This window comes from Alienimonas sp. DA493, assembly GCF_043951915.1.
Taxonomy (GTDB): Bacteria; Planctomycetota; Planctomycetia; order Planctomycetales; family Planctomycetaceae; genus Alienimonas.
In genome coordinates, this window is the sequence record NZ_JBINJD010000007.1 from 18604 (window position 1) to 41194 (window position 22591).

Annotated in this window: 17 protein-coding genes; 8 read left to right on the forward strand and 9 right to left on the reverse strand. The window is 72.1% G+C overall.

The genetic code is table 11. The features are described 5' to 3' along the window. Window positions 1-12 precede the first annotated feature (12 nt). From ACG2DA_RS01895 to ACG2DA_RS01910, 4 genes are all read left to right on the forward strand, one after another. On the forward strand, window positions 13-489 hold the full coding sequence (locus ACG2DA_RS01895) for a hypothetical protein (protein ID WP_395253769.1): 477 nt from the start codon (window positions 13-15) through the stop codon (window positions 487-489). Window positions 490-753: 264 nt separating this feature from the next. Next, on the forward strand, window positions 754-1788 hold the full coding sequence (locus ACG2DA_RS01900) for a DUF1559 domain-containing protein (RefSeq protein ID WP_395253770.1): 1035 nt from the start codon (window positions 754-756) through the stop codon (window positions 1786-1788). Then, window positions 1785-2213: a hypothetical protein gene (locus ACG2DA_RS01905; RefSeq protein ID WP_395253771.1), complete on the forward strand. Its 429-nt coding sequence runs from the start codon at window positions 1785-1787 to the stop codon at window positions 2211-2213. Before ACG2DA_RS01900 ends, ACG2DA_RS01905 begins: the two co-directional genes overlap by 4 nt. 64 nt (window positions 2214-2277) lie before the next feature. Continuing rightward, entirely contained in the window at window positions 2278-4461 is a 2184-nt protein-coding gene (locus ACG2DA_RS01910) for a G8 domain-containing protein (RefSeq protein WP_395253772.1), read from the forward strand. A gap of 710 nt (window positions 4462-5171) precedes the next feature. On the opposite strand, the gene ACG2DA_RS01915 is transcribed toward ACG2DA_RS01910, so the two are convergent. After that, window positions 5172-5393, reverse strand: a complete 222-nt coding sequence (locus ACG2DA_RS01915) for a hypothetical protein (protein ID WP_395253773.1) — start codon at window positions 5391-5393, stop codon at window positions 5172-5174. A 714-nt stretch (window positions 5394-6107) separates the two neighbouring features. Next, on the reverse strand, window positions 6108-7085 hold the full coding sequence (locus ACG2DA_RS01920) for a hypothetical protein (protein ID WP_395253774.1): 978 nt from the start codon (window positions 7083-7085) through the stop codon (window positions 6108-6110). Between the two features lie 146 nt (window positions 7086-7231). On the opposite strand from ACG2DA_RS01920, the gene ACG2DA_RS01925 reads away from it, so the two are divergent. After that, complete coding sequence (locus ACG2DA_RS01925; RefSeq protein ID WP_395253775.1) at window positions 7232-7633, forward strand: helix-turn-helix domain-containing protein; 402 nt, start codon at window positions 7232-7234, stop codon at window positions 7631-7633. A gap of 697 nt (window positions 7634-8330) precedes the next feature. Here ACG2DA_RS01925 and ACG2DA_RS01930 read toward each other — a convergent pair. The 7 genes from ACG2DA_RS01930 to ACG2DA_RS01960 form a co-directional block, all read right to left on the reverse strand. Continuing rightward, window positions 8331-9180 (reverse strand): IS5 family transposase gene (locus ACG2DA_RS01930; protein ID WP_395253776.1). Its coding sequence is split into 2 segments (ribosomal slippage): window positions 8331-8834 and window positions 8836-9180, totalling 849 coding nucleotides; the frame shifts between segments, so codons are not numbered across the junction. Window positions 9181-9489: 309 nt separating this feature from the next. Then, window positions 9490-10401: a hypothetical protein gene (locus ACG2DA_RS01935; RefSeq protein WP_395253777.1), complete on the reverse strand. Its 912-nt coding sequence runs from the start codon at window positions 10399-10401 to the stop codon at window positions 9490-9492. Window positions 10402-10520: 119 nt separating this feature from the next. Further along, window positions 10521-14072, reverse strand: a complete 3552-nt coding sequence (locus tag ACG2DA_RS01940; RefSeq protein WP_395253778.1) for an efflux RND transporter permease subunit — start codon at window positions 14070-14072, stop codon at window positions 10521-10523. A gap of 134 nt (window positions 14073-14206) precedes the next feature. Continuing rightward, a complete protein-coding gene (locus ACG2DA_RS01945) occupies window positions 14207-14989 on the reverse strand; it encodes a GNAT family N-acetyltransferase (RefSeq protein ID WP_395253779.1) in 783 nt (260 codons plus the stop codon). Between the two features lie 113 nt (window positions 14990-15102). After that, window positions 15103-17331: an efflux RND transporter periplasmic adaptor subunit gene (locus ACG2DA_RS01950; protein WP_395253780.1), complete on the reverse strand. Its 2229-nt coding sequence runs from the start codon at window positions 17329-17331 to the stop codon at window positions 15103-15105. A gap of 41 nt (window positions 17332-17372) precedes the next feature. Beyond that, entirely contained in the window at window positions 17373-17732 is a 360-nt protein-coding gene (locus ACG2DA_RS01955) for a hypothetical protein (RefSeq protein ID WP_395253781.1), read from the reverse strand. Window positions 17733-17918: 186 nt separating this feature from the next. Next, entirely contained in the window at window positions 17919-18392 is a 474-nt protein-coding gene (locus tag ACG2DA_RS01960; protein ID WP_395253782.1) for a hypothetical protein, read from the reverse strand. 66 nt (window positions 18393-18458) lie between these two features. Here ACG2DA_RS01960 and ACG2DA_RS01965 point away from each other — a divergent pair, with 66 nt between their 5' ends. From ACG2DA_RS01965 to ACG2DA_RS01975, 3 genes are all read left to right on the forward strand, one after another. Next, window positions 18459-20291 carry a TolC family protein gene (locus ACG2DA_RS01965; RefSeq protein ID WP_395253783.1) on the forward strand — a complete coding sequence of 611 codons (1833 nt, stop codon included), beginning with the start codon at window positions 18459-18461 and terminating at the stop codon, window positions 20289-20291. 87 nt (window positions 20292-20378) lie between these two features. Continuing rightward, the gene (locus ACG2DA_RS01970) at window positions 20379-20963 is read left to right on the forward strand and encodes a hypothetical protein (RefSeq protein WP_395253784.1); all 585 of its coding nucleotides are present in this window, start codon (window positions 20379-20381) and stop codon (window positions 20961-20963) included. 73 nt (window positions 20964-21036) lie between these two features. Continuing rightward, on the forward strand, window positions 21037-22569 hold the full coding sequence (locus ACG2DA_RS01975) for a TolC family protein (protein WP_395253785.1): 1533 nt from the start codon (window positions 21037-21039) through the stop codon (window positions 22567-22569). Window positions 22570-22591 lie beyond the last annotated feature (22 nt).

Below are 22591 nucleotides of genomic sequence, written 5' to 3' on the forward strand. Positions count from 1 at the left end.
AAGGAGAGCGACATGCTGAAGCTGAACGCGGGCCTGTCCCGCAAGGTCGGCCTGCCGAACTACGGCAGCCGGGGAGCCATGGTGAACGTGGAGATCGAACTGCCCGCCGACGTGCTGAAGGACCCGGAGAAGTTGCGTCGGCAGGTCCGCGGCTGTTTCGAGACGCTGCGGGTCGCCGTCGACGAGGAGCTGGGCGTCACACCCGAGACCGGCGACGACGTGCAGGAGGAACGCTGGCGTCCGACCGCGGACCCGCGGCGGAACGACACGAACGGCCGCGTCCCCGACGGCACCGGCTACGCCGGTAACGGCCGCTGCTCACTGCCGTGTACGGAAAAGCAGGTGCGGGCGTTGCACGCCTTCAGCCGCAGGGCCGGGGCGGACTTGGCCGCCGAGTTGCGGCGTTTGGGCGTGACCACCGCGGAGGACCTGTCCCGCCGGCAGGCCAGCGAGGCGATCGACCGGTTCAAGGAGAAGGCGGAAGCCTGAAGCGCCCCCGCGAGCGACCCCGCCCCGCCCGGGGTTCGGGCGGGGCGGGGTTTTCGCTTTAGCCGTCGGCGATCCGGCGCGAGCTCGGACGCCCCGCCCCCGGCGTCCTCCTGCCGGGGCGGCGTCCCCACGTTCGGCCTCACGGGCCGAACGTCGCCCGAGAATCTTTGGCCCCGTTCGGGGACGGCCGTCGCATGGGCCCGTGCGGGGCCGCCGGGCCGCCCCGCCGCACCCCCCGACGCTCCCGCGACGAAAGCACGCTCTTTGCCCCGCCCCCCGCGTTTCTCCCCACGATCCGGGCGGCCCTGTCGCCGCCGCTCCGGCTTCACGCTGATCGAACTGCTGGTGGTGATCGCAATTATTGCGATCCTGGTCTCCCTGCTGCTGCCCGCCGTGCAGCAGGCCCGCGAGGCCGCCCGGGGGATCCAGTGCCGGAACAACCTCAAGCAGCTCGGGCTCGCCCTGCACAACTACCACGGCGTCTATAAGGCGTTCCCGGCCGCCCGGCTGTCGCGGTCGCCCAAGTACGGGCAGATGGTCGCCCTGCTGCCGTATATCGAGCAGGGCAACCTCGCCGGGATGTTCGACGAGACGGCCCCCGGCGGCTTCGCCGATCCCGTGAACCAGGAGGTGGCGAACACCCGGGTCGGCCTGATCCGCTGCCCGTCGAACCCCTCGGACGCCCCCGTGAAAATGCGGGAGTCCAGCCGGACCGGGCAGTATTACGGCGACTTCATCACCGCGACCGGCACGACGTCCGACCCCAACGACCCGACGATCCTCACCGGGCAGGGGAACGACTACTGGGTCAACCACGGCATTAACTCGTCGAGTTACGCCCTCTACACCGACTCCGGGGTCTCGCCGAACCCCATTATGAAGGGCGACAGCCCGAGCATGCGGGACGTGACCGACGGCCTGTCGAACACGCTGATGGTCGTCGAGCACGCCGGCTACGACCAACACTACGTCGCCGGCGTCGGCATGCCGATGCCGGAGTCGGACGTCACGCTGGACCAGCCGGGGTCCTGGGGCACCTGGCTGGGGTGGTGCGCCTTCATGATCCAGACCTACCCGAACTACACGCCGGAGACGTACCCGAAAAATCTCTCCAACATCCCGTCCGGCACGGAATGCGCGATTAATTGCAACAACTCGCAGGGCGTGTTCGGGTTCCACCCGGGCGGGGCGAACGTCGTGCACGGCGACGGCAGCGTGCGGATGCTCAACGAGAGCATGGACGGGGCCGTGCTGATGTTCATGGCGACCCGGGACGGGCGAGAGGTCTTCTCCGAATGACCCGTTCCGAAGGCCCCGCGGTTCGCCGCCGCGGCCCCCGCGGGCAGCTCGCCCTGCTCGCCGCCGCGGCGGCGCTGGTCGGCTGCGGGGAGGAGGCCGCCGTCTCCACCGTCGCCGGGCGGGCGCTGGTGGACGGGGAGCCGGCCGGGGGCGTGTACGTCGTGTTCCACCCGCCGGCGACCGGCGAGGGACCGCCGATCGCCGTCCGCACCGCAGACGACGGGACCTACTCCAAAACGCTGCCCGCGGCGGGCGAGTACGCCGTGACCGCCTTCTGGCCCGCGGTGATCGAGCGGGAGGAGGAGACGGTCGAGGGGCCGGACCGGCTCCGGGGTCGCTACCGCAGTCCCGGCCGGCCGGCCCTCACGGCGTCCGTCGCCGGGGGAAAGAACGAACTGCCGCCGATCGAATTGAAAACTCGATAGCGCCCGCGTTGCGACAGCCTTTTTTATCTCCCCGCATTCAATTACTCGGATCAGGTCGGCTCGGATGAAACTTCCTTTGTTCCTGGCGTGCGTCGCCTGCGTCCCGTGCCTCGGCGACGGGGTCGCCGTCGCGGCGGAGGCCCCGCCCGCGGCGGCGGCGGAGGCCCCGCTGGTGCGGTCGCGGCAGTCCGGGCCGTGGTCGGCCGTGGAGACGTGGGACGCCGGCCGCGTTCCCCAAACCGGCGACCGCGTCGTCGTCCGGGCGGGGCACCATGTGGCCTACGACGTGGATTCGCGGGAGGTGATCCGGCTCGTGCAGGTCGCCGGGACGCTGGAGTTCGCCCGGGACCGGGACACCCGGCTGGAGGCCGGGCTAATCTCCGTCATCCCGAGCGAATCGCCGACCGAGGAGGGCTTCGACTGCCACCTCTCCCCCGACGCCCCGGGGCACGCCCACGGCGGGGCCCACGGGGGCGCCCATGACGGGGCGCCGGACGGCCGTCCGGCGCTGCTGATCGGCGAGCCCGGGGCGCCGGTCCCGGCGGAGTTTTCCGCCACCATCCGGCTGCACCACGTCCAAGGGACGGACCCGCAGTCCTGCCCGGCCCTGATCAACTGCGGCGGCCGGCTGGAACTGCACGGCGCCCCGATGCCCCGCACGTGGGTCAAGCTGCAACGGACGGCGGAGGTCGGGACGACCCGGGTGGCGCTGGCTGAGCCGACGCCGGGGTGGGAGGTCGGCGATCAGGTGATCGTCACCAGCACGGAGCGGCAGCGGGACCGCCGCGGCCCCAGCGGGGGCTTCTTCGACAACGCCCAGACCGAGCCCCGCCGGATCGTCCGCCTCGGCTCCAAAGACTTCACCGGCGGCTACCCGCTGGAACTCGACAAGCCCCTGCTGTTCGAGCACTACGCCGACGGCGACTTTCGGGCCGAGGTCGCGAACCTCAGCCGCAACGTCGTGGTCGAGTCCGCCGACCCGGACGGCGTCCGCGGGCACACGATGATCCACGCCGACTCCGCCGGCTCGATCGGGTACGCGGAGTTCCGGCACCTCGGCAAGCGGGACGTGCTCGGCCGCTACAGCCTGCACTTCCACCTGTGCGGGACCGGCATGCGGGGCAGTTCCGTGATCGGGGCGTCCATCTGGGACAGCCACAACCGCTTCCTGACGATCCACGGCACCGACGGCCTCGTGGTGCGGGACTGCGTGGGCTACAAAAGCGTCGGCCACGGCTTCTTCCTGGAAGACGGGACCGAGACGAACAACGTGCTCGACCGCAACCTGGCCGTCACCGTCGGGCCGGGCAAGCCCCTGCCGGAGCAGGTCATCCCGTTCGACCCCAACCGCGGGGCCGGGTTCTGGTTCGCCAACTGCCAGAACGTGTTTACCCGCAACGTCGCGGCGGAGTGCGCGGAGTACGGCTACCGGTTCGACTGCAAACGGACGGACGACTTCGACCCCGTGTTGCCGATCCGGTCCTTCAACGGCACGGTCGAGGCCCGCGACACGCGGACGATGCCCTTCGTCCGGTTCGAGGGGAACGAGGCCCACACGATGAAGTTCTTCTGCATGAACCTGCGGGGCGTCACCCGGCCGGAGCGGGGCCTGGACATTTATAACCAGAACGTCACCCTCGCCCGGGAGGCGGCCGAGGCCGTGCCGACACCCGGCTACCCGTTCTGGATCCGCGACTTCCGCTGCTGGGAGGCGAACTGGGCCCTGCACCTGGGCGCCCCGGGGGTGTTCGTGGACGGGCTAAACGTGTTCCGCAGCGACGTGGCGATCTGGCGGTCGGTGATGGACCGGTCCGGGTTCCGCCGGATGACGACCCGGGAGATGCGGGTGAACGACATCCACAACCCGCTGAGCGTCGGCCTGCCGGACGAGACGGAGGAGGAGAGCGCCGCCCGCCGCAGCTTCCGGGGGGTGTCGAGCTTCACCGACGACCTGCCGCCGACGACGCTCGTCACCCGGGCGGTGCGGGAGGGGACCGTCGTCCGCGTCGAGGGCTCCGTCGCCGACGCCAGCGACGTGAAGCAGGTGCTCGTCAACGGCCGCCCGGCCCGCTCCACGCGGGACCACTTCGCTGAGTGGGAGGTGGCGTTGGAGGCCCCCGCCGGCGAACCGCTGGAGGTGGTCGCCGTCGCCGAGGACGTCAACGGGCTCGTCGAACCGACCCCGCACCGCCTCACGGTCCCGACCGGCCCGACGCCGCGCCCGATGCACAGCGCCTCGGTCGACTGAGGCGGGGCCCGGCAATCATCCACAGCGGACAGATTTCGTGAGGGCCGCACGGATCGGCGCCGACTCCCGGTCGCGAAGTCCGGCGTTCCCGCGACCGCACGCTCTCGAAGAGCCCGACGGCCGTGGCCGAGTCCGCGTCGTCCGGCGGGGTCAGGTCCCCGGACCTCGGCGTCCCCGCCGACGACGGCGGTGAGTCGCGGGTCGGCCGCCGGCCGGGCCGCGACGTACCGGGCCGTCGCCGCGGCGACCAGCTCCCGCTCGGGGGCGTGGTCGCGGTCCCGGTCGCCTTCCGCCCCGCCGGACGACTTCAGGTGCGTCACGGCAACAACGAGGTTTAGGGCGGGCACGTCCGCGGCGAGAAATACGCGGTCCCCGCCGATGCCCGCGATCCCCTCCGGGTCGATGCGGTCCAGCTTCCGCTCCGGCGGGTAACCCGGCCGGCCGTTGCCGTCGCTCCCGCTGTCGTACTCCAAGGCGTTTGTCATCGGGAAGCGGGACAGGATCGCGACCTCCAGGCTGCCGTACTCGGCGTCGTCGTTCGGGTTAAAGTCGCTCACCACCACGTGGTCCGGCCCGGTCGGCAGCCCGTCGCCCTGCAGGTGGGCGACAACAAAATCACGCCGCGGATGGGCCGGGCGTCTGCAACTCGCAGCACGCTCCAAGAACATCCCGATCCATGCGACGACTGCGTCGCTGCGTCGCCACCCGGCTCACCCCAGCCCCAGCTTCGCCAGCCCCAGCTTCGCCAGCCCCAGCTTCGCCAGCCCCCGCCACCGGTACTCCGACCGCGGCCAATTGCCGACGAGGTAGCCCACCTCGGCGCACCCCGCCCGCCCGTCGCGAAACGCCCGCACCGTCGCGGCCATGGTTTCGGTCGAGCCGCCGAGCATGCCGACGGCCATCACCGCCGCCAGCTCCCGGCGGGAGAGCACTCCTGTGTCGCGACGAGCAGCCAGAGGTCTTCAGAGGGCGCCCCGGCGGCGGGGCTGGGCCGGGGCCTCCCACGGCGGAGGGCGGAGCGGTTTCACAGTTTCACGGCCACACGGACAAGAGAGAGCGGAGCGTGGAATCCCCCTCTACCACTTCATCTTTCTGAAAAGTTGTGAAATCGTGAAGGGGGCGGTTTCCTTCAGTCCTGGTTGGGAAAACGCCTTCACGTCGGTTTCACGCGGGCGGGGTCGCGGCGTGAAACCGTGAAGCCCCCCCGCCGGAACCGGCTGGACCCATCGGCTTCACCGACGTTGCCGACGAGCGCTCCCGTTCAGCACGCGGCGGAGCGACCGGAGGCCGCTCCGCCCGGTCGCTGGAAGGCGGAGGCGTGCCTCCTCGAGCCCGACAGAGTGCCGCCGGCCGGGGCACTCCTGCCGAGGCCCACCCGTTCCGCCGTTCCGGTCGAAAGAGAACACCCCTCCAAGGTTTTCTCCGCAACCCTACCTCTCTCCTTCGTATTCGGCGGACAGTGGAACAGGAGGCGGTAACCCGATGTCTGACTGAGGGTTACGTCGTTCCGGAGCCGGCCTCCGCGGCGGAACGGGCCGGAACGGCCGGAACAGCGTGGGCAGCGACTGGCCGTGCGTGCCGGGGATCGCCCCGCCCTCAACGCCGCCTCCCGCCGCCAGTCCTGAACTCCATGGCCTTTCGGGGAGTCACTCCTCGGGCCCGCTCGGCTTCGGCCGCGAAATCCATGAGGCGATCTCGACGCCGTCCGCGTTCCGGACCGTCAACGCCCGCAACCGCCCCTCGACACGCGAGGGCATCCCCTCCCCGAACGGCTCCCATCTGGTCATGAAGTAGTCCGGGGCCGCCCTCGGGGCGCCCCCGACCCCCATGCGTGTCAATTCAGCCTCCTTGACGGCGTTCAGGTCCTGGAGCGGGTCACGCTCGGAGTCGGGGGGGATCTTGAACCACCCCTGGGCTTTCTGGGGGGCGTAACGGAGGTCCTCGACGACGATCTCGGCCCGGCAGTCGCCCGCGTTGCGGAAGATCGCCTTCATCGCCTCCGGGTCGCCCTCCAGCGACACGGCCAGGTACGAGGTCTCCGCCTCGAGGGCGTAGACGATCCCGTCCAGCTGCCGGACCTGCTCGACCTGCCAGGGGTCGACGAACTGGACTCGGTCGTCCTTCGTCAAAAACCCCCGCTGCGGCCCGACGGACTGTAGGGCCAAGCGGTCGAACGCCCCGCCGCCCACGCCGTCGCCGTCCGCCCTGAACAGCTTGAGCGGCAGCTCCATCCCGAGGGCGATGCTCGAGCCGCGGTCGTCCAACACCTTGACGGCGTGGGGCACGACGTCCGTGAGCGAAAAGCGCCGGCCCGCGAGGTCCGCCTTCCAGTCCCCGAGGCTCTTCTCGACCTCGAGTCGGTCGAACTCGTCCCCCCGCTCCGCTTTCTCCTGGTTGTCGATCGTCCTGTAGCGGACGAAGGCTTCGAGCTGGCCCGTCCACCAGCGGGCGTTCCGGTCGTCGACCGGGCGATCGGCCCCGACGTCGTTCGCCTTCATCTGCGCCCGTAAGTCCTCCGCGTCGGGCCCCCCGCCGGCCGCCCCGCCGGATCCGCCGCACCCCGTGCAGAGCCCGGAGAGGAGGAGGGCGGCGGCGGCGAGGCGGTTCGTCGGCGTCGGGGCCATGGCGTTTCGACCGTCGGGCGGGCGGCGGATCCCGCGACCGCGGACCGTCGTTCGGCGACGCTACCCACGCCGTCGGTGCCGTGCAACCACTTCTGTGGGTGTCGCCCCCCTGTCCGTCGGGGCGACCTTCAGGTCAGGCGACCGCCATGGCCAAGAAGAGCACCCCGACCCGCCGCGTCGACCCCGAGAATCAGCCGGAGATCGTCCGGCGGTTCGCCGCGAACCTGCGGCGGCTGCGGCACGAGCGGGGCCTGACGCAGGCGGAGCTGAGCCGGCGGGCGAAGATCGCCCTGAGCTACGTCGGCCGGCTGGAGGCCGGCACCTCCGCCCCGGGCATCGACCTGCTGGACCGGTTGGCGGGGGCGCTGGGGGTGTCGCCCGCGGATCTGCTGCCGACCGACGACGACCGGCGGGACGAGGTCGCGGCCCTGCGGCAGCGGGCGGGGGAGCTGTCGGCGACGCTGGTGGAGACCGCGGGCGCGGACACCCTGCGGATGCTCAACCCGCTGCTGGCCCGGCTGATCGAGGGGGAGCGGCGGGGCGGGTGAGGTCAGACGCGGGGCGAGCTCGGAGCGGTCGCTCGTTGTCAGGTGGTCGTGCCTCGGCCGCGGCGGAACGACAACGATGACGCCCCAACTGAGCCGGAAACCGCTCCGTCTCTTCACCCACCCCCTCCGTCCACCGAAGCCGTTGGTGACGCGGGCGGCCAAACACGGCAGCGCGGCCGAGCCCGCAGGATCCGCGGCGTCAGCCCGCCCTGGAGAGTTTCACTCTCTGAGAGGAGCAGGAAGCAAGGACCTCGCGATTGGTTGTGGTCCTACGGCAGCGGAACCCGAATCAGCGGGACGACCTAGCTCTGGTCGCCGGCGTCGGCCGCGTGCCGTTCAGTCTTATTGCGACCCGATATTCGCCGATCGGTCAGCGGAGTCCTGCCCGTTCCGACTCCCTTGATTGGTACGCGCCCTCTTGCCCTGTCCGACCGCACGTCAGCGAGAAGTGGCGGGCCGCCGTGTCGCCCCTGACCGCGATCACTGCGGGGCGGTTGCAGGAAGGCGCCGGACACTCTCGCCCAACCAACTAATTCGTCACGCTCGACCCGCCAGCCCTGAGTGCCGTTCCGAGGGCTTGTGCACGTCGAGCACGCCGACGAGTCCGTCGGTCAGACGGCGCTGATCCACAAATTATCTGCCGGTCGCGTCCTGCAGCTAATTCACGAGAGAAGTGCAGCGGTTTTTGCTTGACGTTCTAGGCCCTGTCTGACGGGGCGAGGAGGCGGAGATACCGCCGGAGCATGGCCAGATGAACGACCGCGGGGTAGCCCGCGGCCAGCTTCTCGACCCGGTGCGCCGCCCGCCGGCTCTCCCGCAGCCAGCCGACGCAGCGTTCGACGGCGCTCCGGCGGCGGTACGCCTCCCGGTCGAAGCGGGAGTTTGCCCGCTGGTCATTGCGAGCCGGGATGACCGCCCGCGCGCCCCGGCGACACGGGTACCGCCGGATGCGGGCATAGCTGTACCCCTTATCGCCGGCGACCGCCGCCGGGCGGGTGCGGGGCCGCCCGCGCCGCCGAGGCAGCCGGACCTTCCCCGGCACGGCCTCGAACTGCGTGCTCTCGTGCCGCTGCCCGGCGAGGACGACCGCCGCCAGCGGCACGCCGGCCGCGTCGGTCACCAGATGCACCTTCGTGCCGTACCCGCCCCGGCTTTTGCCGAGGGCGTGGTCGGCCGGCTCGCGGGGCAGATCAGGCCTCCGCCTTTTTCCCCCCGGCGGCGGACCGCCCGGCCCGCACGATCGGCGCGTCCACGCACCACAGGTCCGTCGCGATCAAGCCCTGCTCGTCCAGTTTCAGTTGCAGGACTTTCAGCAGCCGGTCGATCGTCCCGTCCCGGCTCCACCGCCGGAATCGGTCGTAGACCGTCCGCCGCGGGCCGTAGCGGTCGGGCGCCTCCCGCCACTTCGCCCCGGTTTTCAGGGCCCACAGGATCCCGTTCAGCACGGTGCGGTGGTCCCTCCACCGACCGCCGCGGGCCCGACCGGCCGGCAGGTGCGGCTCGACCAGCTTCCACTGGGCGTTCGTCAGTTCTTGCCGCCGCCGCACCGTCGTGGCTCCGTCGGGACAGGGCCGGAAGCGTACGGGCGGGACGATCCGTCAGACAGAGCCTAGTCGGGCATGACGAAGACGACCGGGCCGCCCCGCGCCCCGGTCGTCGCTCATAGGGTTGCCATCTCTCGCGTAGCCCGCCGAACGGCCTCGACTCTAGGGACCGGCGGGTTGACCGTACGCGTCCGCGACCGGCTTCGCCTTTAAGCTATGGCTTCCTACTCTGAGATGACCTCGCCGGCGATTCGAATCTTTTGTGGATTCAATCCCGGCGGGTTCCCCGTTGAGAAATAGTCCGAACGCTTTCTACCGAAGCGGATCGCCGGCCGCCCGGGCGGCGGCGAGGTACTTCGCCGGCTCCGCGTGAACCCGTTTGATGCAGCCTTTGCAGCAGACGTAAACCGTCCCGCCCTCGACCGGCACCTTCCAGGGGGCGCCCATCGAGCCGAGCGGCTCGTCCATCACCGGGCAGACCCCCTGGGCCGCGATCGCGGCGGCGTCGGCCTGCGTGGCCGGGGTCGCCGGCGGGGGCGGCAGCAGGGCGGCGTACTTCGCCGGCTCCGCGACGACCTTCTTGATGCAGCCCCGGCAGCAGACGAACACCGCCCGGTCGCCGACCGGGATCTTCCACGGCGTGCCCATCGAGCCCAGCGGCTCGTCCATGACGGGACAGTCCTTCTGGGCGGCGATCAGGGCGGCGTCGGCCTCCGTCGCCCGGACCGGCGTGCCGGCGGTCAGCGGGGCCGCGGCCCGCGGGTCGGCGATCACGACCGTCCCGCGGACGACCGCCCCGTTCGGCCCGGCCCCCGGCACGCCGGCGAACCGGGCGGCGAAGGACGCCTCCCGCCCGACGGCCTGCGACAGGTCCAGCGGCAGCGACACCAGGTTCGCCGGGGCGTTGCCCCCGGCGGCCGGGTACAGGTCGTACCGGAGGCTCTTCGGGTTCCCGGCGACCCGCAGCGACATCGCCCCCCGCACGCCGTGGGCGGCGACCGGTCGGCCGTCGGCGTCGGTCAGCCAGAATTGCGCGCCGCCGGCGTTCAGCACGGTCTCGCAGCGGACGCTCCCGACCGCGGTCACTTCGCCGCCGTGGGCGGACCGAGCGGGTGAAGCCGGGCCGGGGGCGGCGTGAACGTGAGCCGCGGACCCTGGGACGGCTTGGGCGGTCGCGAGGGCCGGCACCAATAGCAGGGCGGCGGAGAAGGCGAGTCGTCTCATCGGGAAGTCCTTTCGGAACGGGGCCGCACGATTCGCGTGCGGCCGGACGGTGAAGGCGGAGGCTCGCACAAACGGCCCCCGGTGAATACCCCAGTCGGGTATTAGTGAATGGGCCGGCGTCAGACGGCGGGGGACGTGAGCGGGGCCGCGGCGGGGCCGCCGAGTTCCTCCGGCGGCGTGTCCTCCACGCCGGCCCAGTGGCGGTCGGTGAGGCCGGCTTTCAGCTTGAATTCCTTGAACCCGCAGAACAGCACCGGCACCACGAACAGCGTGACCAGTTCGACGGTCATCCCGCCGAACACCGGCAGGGCCATCGCCCGGGCCACGTCGGCCCCGCGGCCGTCGGCCAGCAGCACGGGGACCAGGGCCAGCACGGTCGTCGCGGTCGTCATCAAACAGGGGCGGATGCGGCGGGCGCCGGCGACCACGGTCGCGGCCCGGATGTCGGCGACGGTCCGCAGTCGGCGGCGGGTGAAGACCTGATCGAGGTACGTCGCGATCACGACCCCGTCGTCCACGGCGATGCCGAACAGGGCGATAAAGCCCACCCACACGGCGGTGTTCATCTCCGTCCCGGCCAGCGCCAGACAGATCATCCCCCCGCCGAACGCCACCGGGATGCCGGCGAACACCGCCAGCGTCAGCGGGACGGCCCGGAACTGGAAATAGATCAGCAGCAAATTAATGCCGATCACCAGCGGGACCAGCCACATCAGCCGGCGGTTCGCCTCGATCTGATTGCGGAAGCTGCCCACCAGTTCGAACGAATACCCCGCCGGCAGGTCGAGCCGGCCGTCGGCGCCCTCCGGCCGGGCGGCGGCCCGCCGGAGCGACTCTTCGATGGCCGCGACCGCTTCGAGGTCGCCGACGGCCCCGTTCGTGGCGAACGCCACGTGGGCCACCAGCCGGGCGTTCTCGCTGCTGATCGCCCCCGGCCCCCAGGTGGTGGTCAGCGTCGCCAGTTCCGACAGCGGCACCGTCTCCCCGTCGTGGGAGACGACCGGCAACTCGCCCAGCTCGTCGACCCGCTCCCGCAGGTCCCGGCGGTAACGGACCCGCACCGGATACCGTTCTCGGCCCTCCACCGTGCGGTCGACGTTCATCCCGCCCAGGGCGGTCTCGATCACGCGGTTCACCGCCTCGACGCTCATCCCGTAGCGGGCGGCAGCCTCGCGGTCGACGGCGAACTCGACGTACGGTTTGCCGAGCACGATGTCCGGGTTCACCGTGCCGGAATTGACGTACGGGCTCTCTTTTAATTTCGCCGCGACGGCCCGGGCGGCTTTGGCCAGTTCGGCGAGGTCGTCGCCGTAAATCCGCACCGCCGTGGGCGCCTTGATGCCGCTCTGCAGCATCACCACGCGGCCCTCGATCGGCTGGAGGGGCGACGCCGGGGTGACGCCCGGCAGCGTGGCGACGGCGTTGATCTCCTCCCACACGTCCTTCCCCGTCACGCCCGGCCGCCACTGCTCCCGGGGTTTGAGCATCACGTAGGTTTCCACCATCGCCGCCGGGGCCGGGTCCAGGGCGCTGTCCACGCGGCCGATCTTGCCGAGCACGTTCTCCACCTCGGGGATCTGCCGGATCAGCACGTCCTGGGTCTGCAGGACCCGCATCGCCTCGGAGAAGCTGGCGGCGGGATAGAGGGTGGGCATATAGAACCAGCTGCCCTCGTCCAGCGCGATCCAGTCGTCGGTGGAGAGGCCCATGAACTGGCTTTTTGCGTTCAGATAGCCGGGGACGGCGTTGAGGTCGGCGCCCAAGACCGCCGCCCCCCGCTCGACCGGCTTCAGCACCGTGCCGAGCCCGAACCACGCCCCCAGCCCGAGCAGGACGATGAGGCCGGGGGCGAGCAGGAAGCTCCCTTTGTGCCGCAGGAAGAACCGCAACGTCGGCTCGTAAACCCAGACCACGAGCCGGCTGACCGGGTTCTCGTCGACCGGGCGGAGGCGTTCCCGCAGCATCAAATACCCGACCGCGAACCCGGCCGCGGCGGCGGCGAGGACGACGTGCACCGGGGACACGGCGTACCCGCCGCCGGGAAACAGTTCGGCGGTCAGCCACGCCGCCGCCCGGCCGCCCCAAACGACCGCCGAGGCCGCGAACACCGCCGCCCCCACCAGCCCGGCCCACGCCGCGGTCCACCGGGACCGCCGCCGCCCGCCGAGCAGCAGCCGGCAGGCCGGCGGGACCAGACACACGGCCACGATCAACGCGGCGACGATGCTGAACGTCTTCGTCCAGGCCAACGGGGCGAACAGTTTATAATCCCGGCCGGTGAGGAAGAAGACCGGCAGGAAGCTGACGACGGTGGTCATGACGGCCGTGAACACCGCTGGGGCGACCTCTCCCGCGGCCTCCTCGATCACCTCGACGCGGGAGCGGTCGTCGGGCTTCGCGGTCCACTCCGCGAGGTGCTGATAGACGTTCTCCGAGACGATAATCCCCATGTCGACCATCGTGCCGATCGCGATCGCGATCCCGGCGAGCGACATGATGTTGGCGTCCACCCCGCCGACTCGCATCGCCCCGAACGCCAACAGCACGGCGATCGGCAGCGTGCCGGCGACGGTCAGACTGCTGCGTAGGTGCAGAAGAAAGAGGAGGATCACCGCGGCGGTGATCGCGATCTCCTCCCACAGGGCCGTGGTCAAGGTGGCGACGGTCTCGTCGATCAGCCCGCTGCGGTCGTAGACCCCGCGGATCGTGACCCCGCCCAGGGCCGGTTCGATCTGCCGGATCTTGGCCTTCACCCGTTCGATGACGGCCCGGGGGTTCTCGCCGTACCGCATGACGACGACCCCGCCGACGGCCTCGGCGCCGTTCAGGTCGAGCGCCCCGCGGCGGAAGTCCGGGCCGAGCTGCACGTCGGCGACGTCCTTCAAACGGACGGGAACGCCGCCCCGCTCCGCGATCACGGTCTCCTCCAAGTCCTGCACGGCGTCGCCGTCGCCGCCGATAAAGCCGCGGCCGCGGACGAGGTATTCCAGCCCGCCGCTCTCGACGGTCTTGGCCCCGACGTCCCGGCCGCTGCCCTTCACCGCGGCGACGACCGCGTCCAGCGGCAGGTCGTGGAACCGCAGGCGGTCCGGGTCCACGTCCACCTGATACTGCCGAACGTACCCGCCGATCGAGGCGACCTCGCTGACCCCGTCCACCGCTTGTAATTCGTAGCGGACCACGAAGTCCTGCAACGACCGCAGTTCTGCCAAGTTCGTTCCGCCGCCGGGCGGCGGTTGCAGAACGTAATAGTAGATCTGTCCCAAACCCGTGGCGTCCGGCCCCATCCGGGGCGTGACGCCGTCCGGCAGGCTCGCCGCGGCGACGCCGAGTTGCTCGCTCACCCGGCTGCGGGCCCAATAAAAATCCACGGAGTCCGCGAACGTCACCTGCACGAAGCTGACGCCGAACAGGCTCTTGCCCCGTACGCTCTCCGCCCCGGGGACGGCCAGTAAATTCACGCTCAGAGGGTAGGTGATCTGGTCCTCCACGTCCTTCGGCGACCGGCCGGGCCAGTCGGTGAGGACGATCACCTGGTTCTCCCCGACGTCCGGGATGGCGTCGATCGGGACGGCGTTCACGCTGTACGCGCCGAACCCGACCAGCCCCGCCGTCACCAGCAGGACGATCAACGGTTCGCGGACGCAGAAGCGGACGAGGGCGGTCAGCATGGACGTCTTTTTTGAACTCACTACGGTCGAACTGGGGACGAGGCCCGGCCCCGGCGAAATTTAAATCCCTGTGCGCTCATGCCGAGCGGACCTTCAACTCGGGAGCGCCCGGCGTCGCACCCGGGAGGCGGCAGTCACGCGGACGCGGGTTCAGCCGAGTCGTAGAGGTGCGCCGTCCCCCCCCGGAAAGTGATCCGACGCTGGAACCGCAACCCGATCTTCTCCGCGACGCGGACGGACGCGAAATTTTCCGGGGCGATGAACGCGGCCACCCGATCTAACCCGAGGTGACGACGGCACTGGTCGAACGCGGCCTGCGCCGCCTCGGTCGCGTACCCCGCTCCCCGGTGATCGGCGCCGACCCAGTACCCCAACTCCGCCCCCTGGTAGCCTTCGACGGCGTACCAACCCACGGCGCAAACGCCGATCCGCGCGCCGTCGGCTTTCTTCGCGACCGTCCAGCTGAAGGCGTTGTTGGCGAGGTCGCTGACGAAGCCGAGTTCGGCCCACCACGTCGGGGCAGGCGATCGGCCCGGCCACGGCTGGCCCAATTCTGCCGACGGGAAGATCCGGGCCAGGGGGACCAGGTCCTCCGCCGCGAGCGGTCTGAGGACGAGGCGGTCCGTGTCGACCGCGCCAGTAGCGAGCTGCGAGACGTCCGGCTCGCAGCCGGGGGCCTGGGGCCGAACCTTCGCCACGGCGAGGCGCCCCGCCTTTCCCGCCGCACGCCGCGCGAGGCCCGGGGAGGAGACCGCCCAAGCCGCCATGCCCGGCAGGTCGCCGGCTTTTCGGCGGGCGGCGTACCAACGCAGCAGACGTGCGGACGAGAGCGTGCCGGCGCCGCCGGCCCCCGGGGGCTCCCGCGTCGTCGTCCGTGCGGCGAGTGCCGCCGGTGTTTTCGCAGCGCGATCGACCATGGGTCTCGTAGAACTAAAAATGGGATTCGGACTGTCGAGTCGTCGGTCGAGTCGGAAGGGGGCGTCACGCGGCGAGTCGTCCCGCCGCGGCGGCCCCCCCACCACGCTCAAGATCAGTTGCGTCCGCCGGCCGCCGCGGCCGCGGCGACTTCCCCGACCTTCTCCCCGCAGGTCAGCATCTGACCGCCCCAGTAGGGGTTCCGCAGGGCGTCCCGGGGGAGGCCGCCGGGCTGGAGCCAGTCGCCCCCGCCGCCCTCCACCATCGGGCAGTAGAAGTGGGTGAACGCCGCCCCGGAGTCCGGACCCCGCACCGCCGCCGACAGCCGCAGCACGGCGTGGCTGAGCGGTTTGAACGCGACCCGGGCGGCCTCCAGGTCGTCCGTTTTGAGTTCCGCCGCGTGCCGCTCGATCACCGCGACCTGATCGGCCGCGGCGGCGAGGTCGGCGGCGTCGAGCCGGTCAGCGGCCGCGGCGAGCGCGGCGACCGCGTCGGCCGGCGGCGGTTCGTCCGCGGCCAGCGCTTTTTGGACGTCAAAATAGGCGGCGAAGAGGGCGTCCAGTGCGGTTCCTGCGTTCCCTTCCACCTTCAGGACGGGCTCGTCCGGCAATGCCAGCGGCCCGTCGGCCGACACGGGGGCCGACGCCTTCGCCCGGGTGGGATCGATCAGCGACGGATTGCCGGCGAGCTGCATCTGGGAGTCGATCAGGAAGTTCCCGCCGGTCGCCACCTGCTCGCCGGCTTCCAGCCCGCCGAGGACCACCGTGCGGCCGCTCGCGGTGGGGCCGAGCTCCACGTTCCGGATCTCGAACCGGCCGGGCTCGGTCTCGACGTACACCACGCTGTTCCCGCCGGCCCGGAGCACGGCGTCGCGGGGCACGGTGAGGACCTGCCGGTCCGCGGTGCGGCTCTCCGCGAAGCCCAGTTCGCTGGCGGGCACCAGGTCCATCCCGCAGACCGGGCACTCGCCCGGCTCGTCCCGCACGATCTGCGGGTGCATCGGGCTGACGTACTTCATCGCGAGGTCCGGGTCGTAGACCGGCTCGTCCGGCCCCGGCGGGACGGCCGGGACCTCGACCACGGCGGCGGCGAGGTCGCCGGGCCGCAGCCGGCCGTCCGGGTTCAGCATCTCCACCCGCACGCCGACGGTGCGGGTCGTCGGGTCGACGGTCGGGTCCACGAAGGCGACGCGGCCGACGAACTCCTCGCCCGGCAGGCTCCGCAGCGTCGCCCGCACCTTCGTGCCGAACCGCACCGCGGCGGCGTCCTCCGGGAATAAGTCGAGCATCAGCCAGACGGCGGAGAGGTCCGCGATCTTCAGAATCGGCTCGCCCCGGGAGACGTACTGCCCCTCGGTCTTCAACTTTTCCACCACCGTGCCGCCCAGCGGGGAGCGGATCCGCAGCCGCGTCTCGGCCGACCCCCGCTCCCGCAGGGCCTCGATCTGGTCGGCGGTCATGCCGAGTTCGATCAGCTTGTCGCGGGCGGCGAGCGCTAATTCTCGGGTGAGTTGATCGTCGGCGTTCGCCCCCGCGGCAAGGGCGTCCCGAGCCGATAGATATTCTCGCTGGGCCGTATACAGGTCCGGGCTGTAAAGCACGGCGAGGTCGTCGCCCTCCCGCACCGGCACGCCGACGTAATCGGCGAACAGCCGTTCCAGCCGGCCGTCCACGTAGGCGGCGATGGTGGCGTCGCGGCCCTCGTCGAAGGCCAGCTCGCCGACCGTGCGGATCCGGCGGTCGAGGGTCTCGAGCGTCGCCTCCGCCGTTTCGATCCCCGCCAAACGGCGGGCCGCCGGGTCGAGGGTGACGGAGACGCCGTCCCCCGCCCCGCCGCCGGCGGACTTCACCAGTTCCATTCCGCAGACCGGGCAGCGGCCGGGCTCGGAGGACGGCGGGGTGCACATCATCGGGCAGATGTACTGCTCGCCGTTCTCGTCGACGTGGGCGTGGTCGTGCCCGCCGGCAGACGGGCCGTCGGTCGGGACGAGCTCCATCCCGCAGATCGGGCACTTGCCGGGTTCGTCCTGCCGAATTTGGGGATGCATCGGGCAGGTGTATTCGACGGCGCCGCCCTCAGAGGCGGCGACGGTCCCGCCGTCGGTCAGCCAGCCGAACCGCTGGGCGACGCCCACGCCGGCCAGCAGGCCGACCAGGGCGAACAAAAAGGCCGCCGTCCGCACCGCCGTGTCGACCCACCACCGCCCGCCGGACCGCGTCGCTCCCGCCGTTGCGGACGGCGGGAGCGGGGCGGTGTCGGACGCGGGGGCACGCTGCGCCGCCCCGCCGTCGGGCGGGGGCGACGCGGCGGGTCGGGACAGTCGGCGGCGGAGGGCGGCGAACATCTCGGGGGCTCCTCGAGTGAAGCGGGAGTAAAGACGGTGACTCAGGCATCGCCGTGGTCGTGGTCGCCGTGGTCCATATGCATCTCGTTCTCCGTCTCGCCGGCCTGGGCGGCGGCGAGCTTTTCGGCTTTCTCCTCCTCGGTCAGCTCCTTCCATTCGGGAATGCACTTCGCACAGCAGAAGCCGACCGTTTGGCCGTTCCATTCGGTGGTGACCGCCGGGTCGACGTCGCCGCCCATTAGCGGGCAGGTCTCGTTGACCGGTTCGGAGGCGGCCGCGGGCGTGGCGGCGGGGGCGTCGGTCGCGGTGAGGTCGCCGTCGGTGGGCGGCTCGACGGCACAGCCCGCCGCGAGGGCGGTGAGGGCGGCGACGGACAGGGGCAGCAGGGGGCGGAAGGTCATCCGGAGGTCCTTCGGAAGGGGACGGGAGCGGGACGGAGCGGCCCCCGTGCGGGGCCGCTCCGGCGACCGCGGCGGACCGCGCACGGGTCGCCGGGGCCGGGAAGAGAACGTGACGCACCACAGCGCCGCGAAAGCAGAAGGGACCGGGCGCAGCGGGCGCGCTCCGTCAGCCCCGAAGAATGGCCGCTACGTGAGCCAGACGCTCAACACGAGCTGGGCGAACCGCGACGACCGCACGCACGCGGCGGCGTCGCAATCGAATGCGACGGACAGAGGGCGGACCGCGTCGTCCGGCCGGCCCGCCGGGGGGGCGTCGACGGCCTGCACGACCTGCCGCGGACCCGGTTCGGGCGCGACGGGGGCCGGCCGAGGCGCCCCGCAGCCGCAGACGTGGGTGGACGGCTTGCCGGCCGTTGGGCAGGCGCCGCACCGGCAGTTCTCGCCGCAGCACCCGCGGGCGGGTCCGGCCGATTCGACCGACGCCGCCTTCGCTCCACAGCAGGCGTGGGGCGCCGCGTCGGCGGACGCCGAGTCCGGGCGGACGGCGTCGTCCGCCGCCGTCACCGTACAGGGAGCGGCCGGCAACGCCGACGCCGGCCCGCCGGCGAGGCAGACCGCCAGCGCCAGGCAAACTGTAACGGCGGTGCGGAAGGCGCTCAATGCGACGGTCGGCAGGGGACGAAGTACCCACTGAGGGTATCCCGAGCTTCGCACACTGAGCGGATAATGCAAGACCGATTTCGCCGCCGACCGTCGCTCGCGCTGGCGTCGCTGCCATTGGCGGGGGTCGTTTCGCTCGCCGGGGGCTGCGTCGCCGACGGCGACTGCTGTCGGCAGACCGCCGCCCGGCCGATCGCCGCGGAGCGTCCGGCGCTCGCCGCACGGTCGGAGGGCGAGGCGTCCGCCGTCCGGCTCGCCGCCTATCAGGACGGGGGGGCTGAGCCGCCGGCGGATTCCTTCTTCGACCCGCTCCTCGACGCCCCGCAGGACCGTCCCGGCGGCCGACCCGGCCCGGAGACCGGGCGGCCGGAGACCGGCGACCAGGGCGACGAGTTCGCCGACCCGCTGCTGGACGCCCCCTCCGGCGCCACGTCCGCGGACGCACCCGCCGCGGCGCCGCCCGGGGGGGCCGACTTCGTCCCCGGAGAGGCGCCCGCCATCGGTTTGGACGAGTCGGCGAGCCTCGCCGTCGCTCGGTCGCCGCGGGCGCGTGCCGCCCGGGACCGCGCCGCCGCGGTCGCCGCCCGTCTCCCGCAGGTGACGGCGCTCGACGACCCAATGGTGATGAGCACGAGTTACCCGCTCCGCGATCAAGCGCTGCAGACCGCCGGCGGTCGCATCCAGACCGGCGTGCAGGTCACGCAGCGGCTGCCCTGGCCGGAGAAGCTCGGCGCCCGCGGCGAGGTCGTCCGCCGGGAATACCAGGCCGCCCTGACGGAGGCGACGAGCGCCGAACTGGACGCCGCCCTCGCCGCCCGAACCGCCTGGTTCGAAGCTTGGTACGCCGACCGGGCCGTGGAGGTCACGCTGCGTAACCGGGAGTTGCTCGAACAGCTCCTCGACGTGGCCGTCGCCCGGGTGCGGACGGGCGGCGGGCAGACGGACGTGTTGCGGACGCAACTCGAAATCGACCGCCTGGACGACCGCCTGCTGACGTTCGGTCGGCAACGGGACCTGGCGCGGGCGGACCTCGCCGCGGCGCTGCGGTTGCCGCCGGGGGCGGACCTGCCCACCGCGGCCGCGGACCTGCCGCCGCTCGACGCCGCCGCGGAGGTCGACGCCCTGTTCGCCGCGGCCCAGCAGTGCCGGCCGGAGTTGCAGCGGATCGGCTGGGAGATCGCCCGGGACCGGGCCCAGCGGCGGGTCGCCTGTCTGGCCGCGAAGCCGGACTTCACCGCGGGTCTCGGCTACGCGGTCGTCACGGAGGAGGACGCCCTCGCCGGAAACGCCAACGGCCGCGACAACGTCTCCGTGCTGTTCGGCCTGACGCTGCCGATCTACCGCGACAAGATCCGGGCCGGCGTGGCGGAGGCGGACCGCCGCATCGCCGCGGACTCCCGCGCCCTCGACGCCGAACGGGACGACACGCTCCGGCAGATCCGGCGGTTGGCCTTCCGCCTGGAGACCCTTGCGGACCAGCTCGCCCTGCTGGAGGACCGTATCCTGCCGCGGGCGGAGCAGACGCTGGACGTGAGCCTGGCGGACTACCGGGGCGAACGCGTCGGCTTCACCGAGGTCTCTAACAGTTACGCGGACCTGTTGCGGGTGGAACTCCAACGGGCCCGCCTGCGGGCGGACGCCGGCGCCGCCCTGGCCGAGTTGGAGCGGGCCGTCGGCTGCGATCTGACGACCGTCGCCCCGTCGGCCGTCGCCCCGTCGGCCGTCGCCCCCCCGCCGGCCGTCGGGACGCCGGAGCCGCGACCGGCCCCCATGCCGGCGCCCGCCCCGGACCCGGCGCCCGCTGTCGGAGACGTGCCGACGCTCGCGCCCGGCCTCGCGCGTCCCGCCTCCGACTCGGCGGCCGACGACGGATGGCGGCGAAACGACTCTTTCAAGTGAAAACGATCTTCCCAAGTGAATCGGGGTCATACCCCCCCGCCGTACGCCCCGATACTCCCCTCACCCGTTTCCGCCCCGATTGATCCGATGTCTCGCCCCCACGCCCGTTCGCCCCGCCGCCTCCGTCGGGGGGCGACGACCCTTGCCGCGGTCGTGCCGCTGGCTCTCGGGGGGGCGGCGACCGCTCAGGACGGGCCGGCGACCGCGGACGGCGCCCCGCCCCCGCTGCCGACCCTGCCGCAACGCCCCGCCGACCCGGGGATGTCCGGCGACATGGGCTCCGGCGGCATGAAGCCCGAGGGGCCGCGGCCGTTCGTCTCCGAAGAACCGACGGCCGACCGCCGCGTGCCCCTGCCGCGGCCGGTCGCCCCCGCGGGCCGCCCGTCGGACGCGGCGCTGCGGTCGCAGCACGGAATGGCGGGTGGCTGTTGTCTGCCGTTCGGCCCGCCGGCGCCCTGCGGGGTGGGCCCGGCGGACCGCTGCGTGGGGCTGCCGTACACGGGCTTCCTTTACTACGGCACGCCGGCCTGCGACGACGACTGCCTGAACCGCACTTGGACGACGAACACGGCGGGGCTGGGCGAGCCCGCCGCCGCCAAGGTCGCGGGCCACGCCCGCCGCCACGAGGCGGCCCCCCGCGGCCGACGCGGCTGGCTGCCCTGGGGCCGCTGAGACCGCCCCCCGCCCCCCAAGTTTCCCCGTACGGCCGCCCGCCGCGGCCCCCCCCCCGGACACGGACGTCCCGATGCCCCGCCCCCTGCTGTTCTCCCGCGTGGCCGCCTCGGCCGTCGCCGCGAGCCTGTTCGCGGCACCGGCCTGGGCCCAGGACGCCGGCCGGGCGTCTCTGGACGGTCCGACGCGGGGCCCCGTCGCCGCCCCCCCGCCGGTCCCGACGGGCGGGAACCTGCCCGTGCCGGCGGACATCCCCGAACTGGCTCCCGACGACGACGACCCGGTCGGGCGCCGGTTCGTGGAGCCGCCGCCGGTGCCGACGGCCCCGCCGGGGACGGGTACGGTCGCGGAGCGGGGGCGGAACGCCGCGTTCGCCGGCGCCCCGCTGACGCTCGACGAGGCCCTCGAATTGGCCGCCGCGAACAACCCGACGCTGGTGCAGGCCCGGGCCCAGGTGCAGGGCACGCTGGGGCTGGCGGTCGAGGCCGGGCTGTGGCCGAACCCGGTCTTCCGCTACGTCGGCGAGCAGATCGGCGTGGACCGCGAGGGCGAGACGGACACCCCCGGCGAGTTCCAGGGGGCGACGATCACGCAGCAGTTCGTCACCGCGGACAAGCGGGACATCAGCCGGGCGAAGTTCCTGCAGCGCACCCGGGTGGCGGAGTGGGCGGCGGTCGCCCAGCAGTGGCGGGTCTGCAACGACGTGCGGGTGCACTTCTATCAGGCGCTGGGGGCGAAGGAGACGGTCGCGATCCGCGAGGACCTGCTCAAAGCCGCCGAGGACGCCGTCGTCACCGCCCGGGAGCAGTGGAACCTCGGGCAGTCCACCCGGTCCGACCTGCACCTGGCCAACGTCGCCCTGCAGGAGGCCCGTCTCAATCTGCTGATGGCGGAGAACGACTATCTGGAGCAGTTCCAGACCCTCGCCTCCCTGATCGGCCTGCCGCTGGAAACCGGGGCGGTCGTCGGCGAACTGGACGGCGAACCGGCCGAGATCGACTTCGAACAGGTCTACCAGGAATACCTGGAGGAGGCGCCGCAGGTCGTCATGGCCAAACAGAAGCTGCGCGAGGACCAGATCACGCTGAAGCGGGAGTTGGTCGAACCGATCCCGAACGTCTTCGTCGAGGCGGGCAGCGGCTACAACTTCGAGGCGCTGGAGACCACGGCGGTGGCCAGCGTGCAGCTCGAAGTGCCGATCTTCGACCGCAACCAGGGCAACATCCGCCGGGCCGAGTCGGACCTCGTGCGGCAGCGGCGGGAGATCCAGCGGACGGAGATGCTGCTCCGCCGCGATTTGGCGACGCAGTACCGCCGCTACCTCACCGCCCGGCAGCACGTCGAACAGTTCGCCGAGGTGATCCTGCCCGAGGCCCGGGCGGCCTATAAAAACCAGCTCGACGCCTACGCCGAAGACCGCCAGCAGTGGCCCGAGGTGTTGGCCGTGCAGAGCAGCTACTTTGACCTCCGGCAGCGCTACGTCGGACACCTCGTCGCCCTGCGGACCAGCGAGACGCTGATCCGCGGCTACCTGCTTCGGGACGGTCTGGCCGTGCCGGTCGCGCTGCCGCCCGGCCATCTGGACGTGACCGCCCAGCCGCGGTGATCCGGTCGTCGTCCCAGAAACG

Bases quoted from the DNA above. Each gene is read 5' to 3' on its own strand.
- ACG2DA_RS01895 (WP_395253769.1), top strand. From the start codon at position 13: ATGCTGAAGCTGAACGCGGGCCTGTCCCGCAAGGTCGGCCTGCCGAAC.
- ACG2DA_RS01905 (WP_395253771.1), top strand. From the start codon at position 1,785: ATGACCCGTTCCGAAGGCCCCGCGGTTCGCCGCCGCGGCCCCCGCGGG.
- ACG2DA_RS01910 (WP_395253772.1), top strand. From the start codon at position 2,278: ATGAAACTTCCTTTGTTCCTGGCGTGCGTCGCCTGCGTCCCGTGCCTC.
- ACG2DA_RS01920 (WP_395253774.1), bottom strand. From the start codon at position 7,085: ATGGCCCCGACGCCGACGAACCGCCTCGCCGCCGCCGCCCTCCTCCTC.
- ACG2DA_RS01925 (WP_395253775.1), top strand. From the start codon at position 7,232: ATGGCCAAGAAGAGCACCCCGACCCGCCGCGTCGACCCCGAGAATCAG.
- ACG2DA_RS01935 (WP_395253777.1), bottom strand. From the start codon at position 10,401: ATGAGACGACTCGCCTTCTCCGCCGCCCTGCTATTGGTGCCGGCCCTC.
- ACG2DA_RS01940 (WP_395253778.1), bottom strand. From the start codon at position 14,072: ATGCTGACCGCCCTCGTCCGCTTCTGCGTCCGCGAACCGTTGATCGTC.
- ACG2DA_RS01945 (WP_395253779.1), bottom strand. From the start codon at position 14,989: ATGGTCGATCGCGCTGCGAAAACACCGGCGGCACTCGCCGCACGGACG.
- ACG2DA_RS01950 (WP_395253780.1), bottom strand. From the start codon at position 17,331: ATGTTCGCCGCCCTCCGCCGCCGACTGTCCCGACCCGCCGCGTCGCCC.
- ACG2DA_RS01955 (WP_395253781.1), bottom strand. From the start codon at position 17,732: ATGACCTTCCGCCCCCTGCTGCCCCTGTCCGTCGCCGCCCTCACCGCC.
- ACG2DA_RS01965 (WP_395253783.1), top strand. From the start codon at position 18,459: ATGCAAGACCGATTTCGCCGCCGACCGTCGCTCGCGCTGGCGTCGCTG.
- ACG2DA_RS01970 (WP_395253784.1), top strand. From the start codon at position 20,379: ATGTCTCGCCCCCACGCCCGTTCGCCCCGCCGCCTCCGTCGGGGGGCG.
- ACG2DA_RS01975 (WP_395253785.1), top strand. From the start codon at position 21,037: ATGCCCCGCCCCCTGCTGTTCTCCCGCGTGGCCGCCTCGGCCGTCGCC.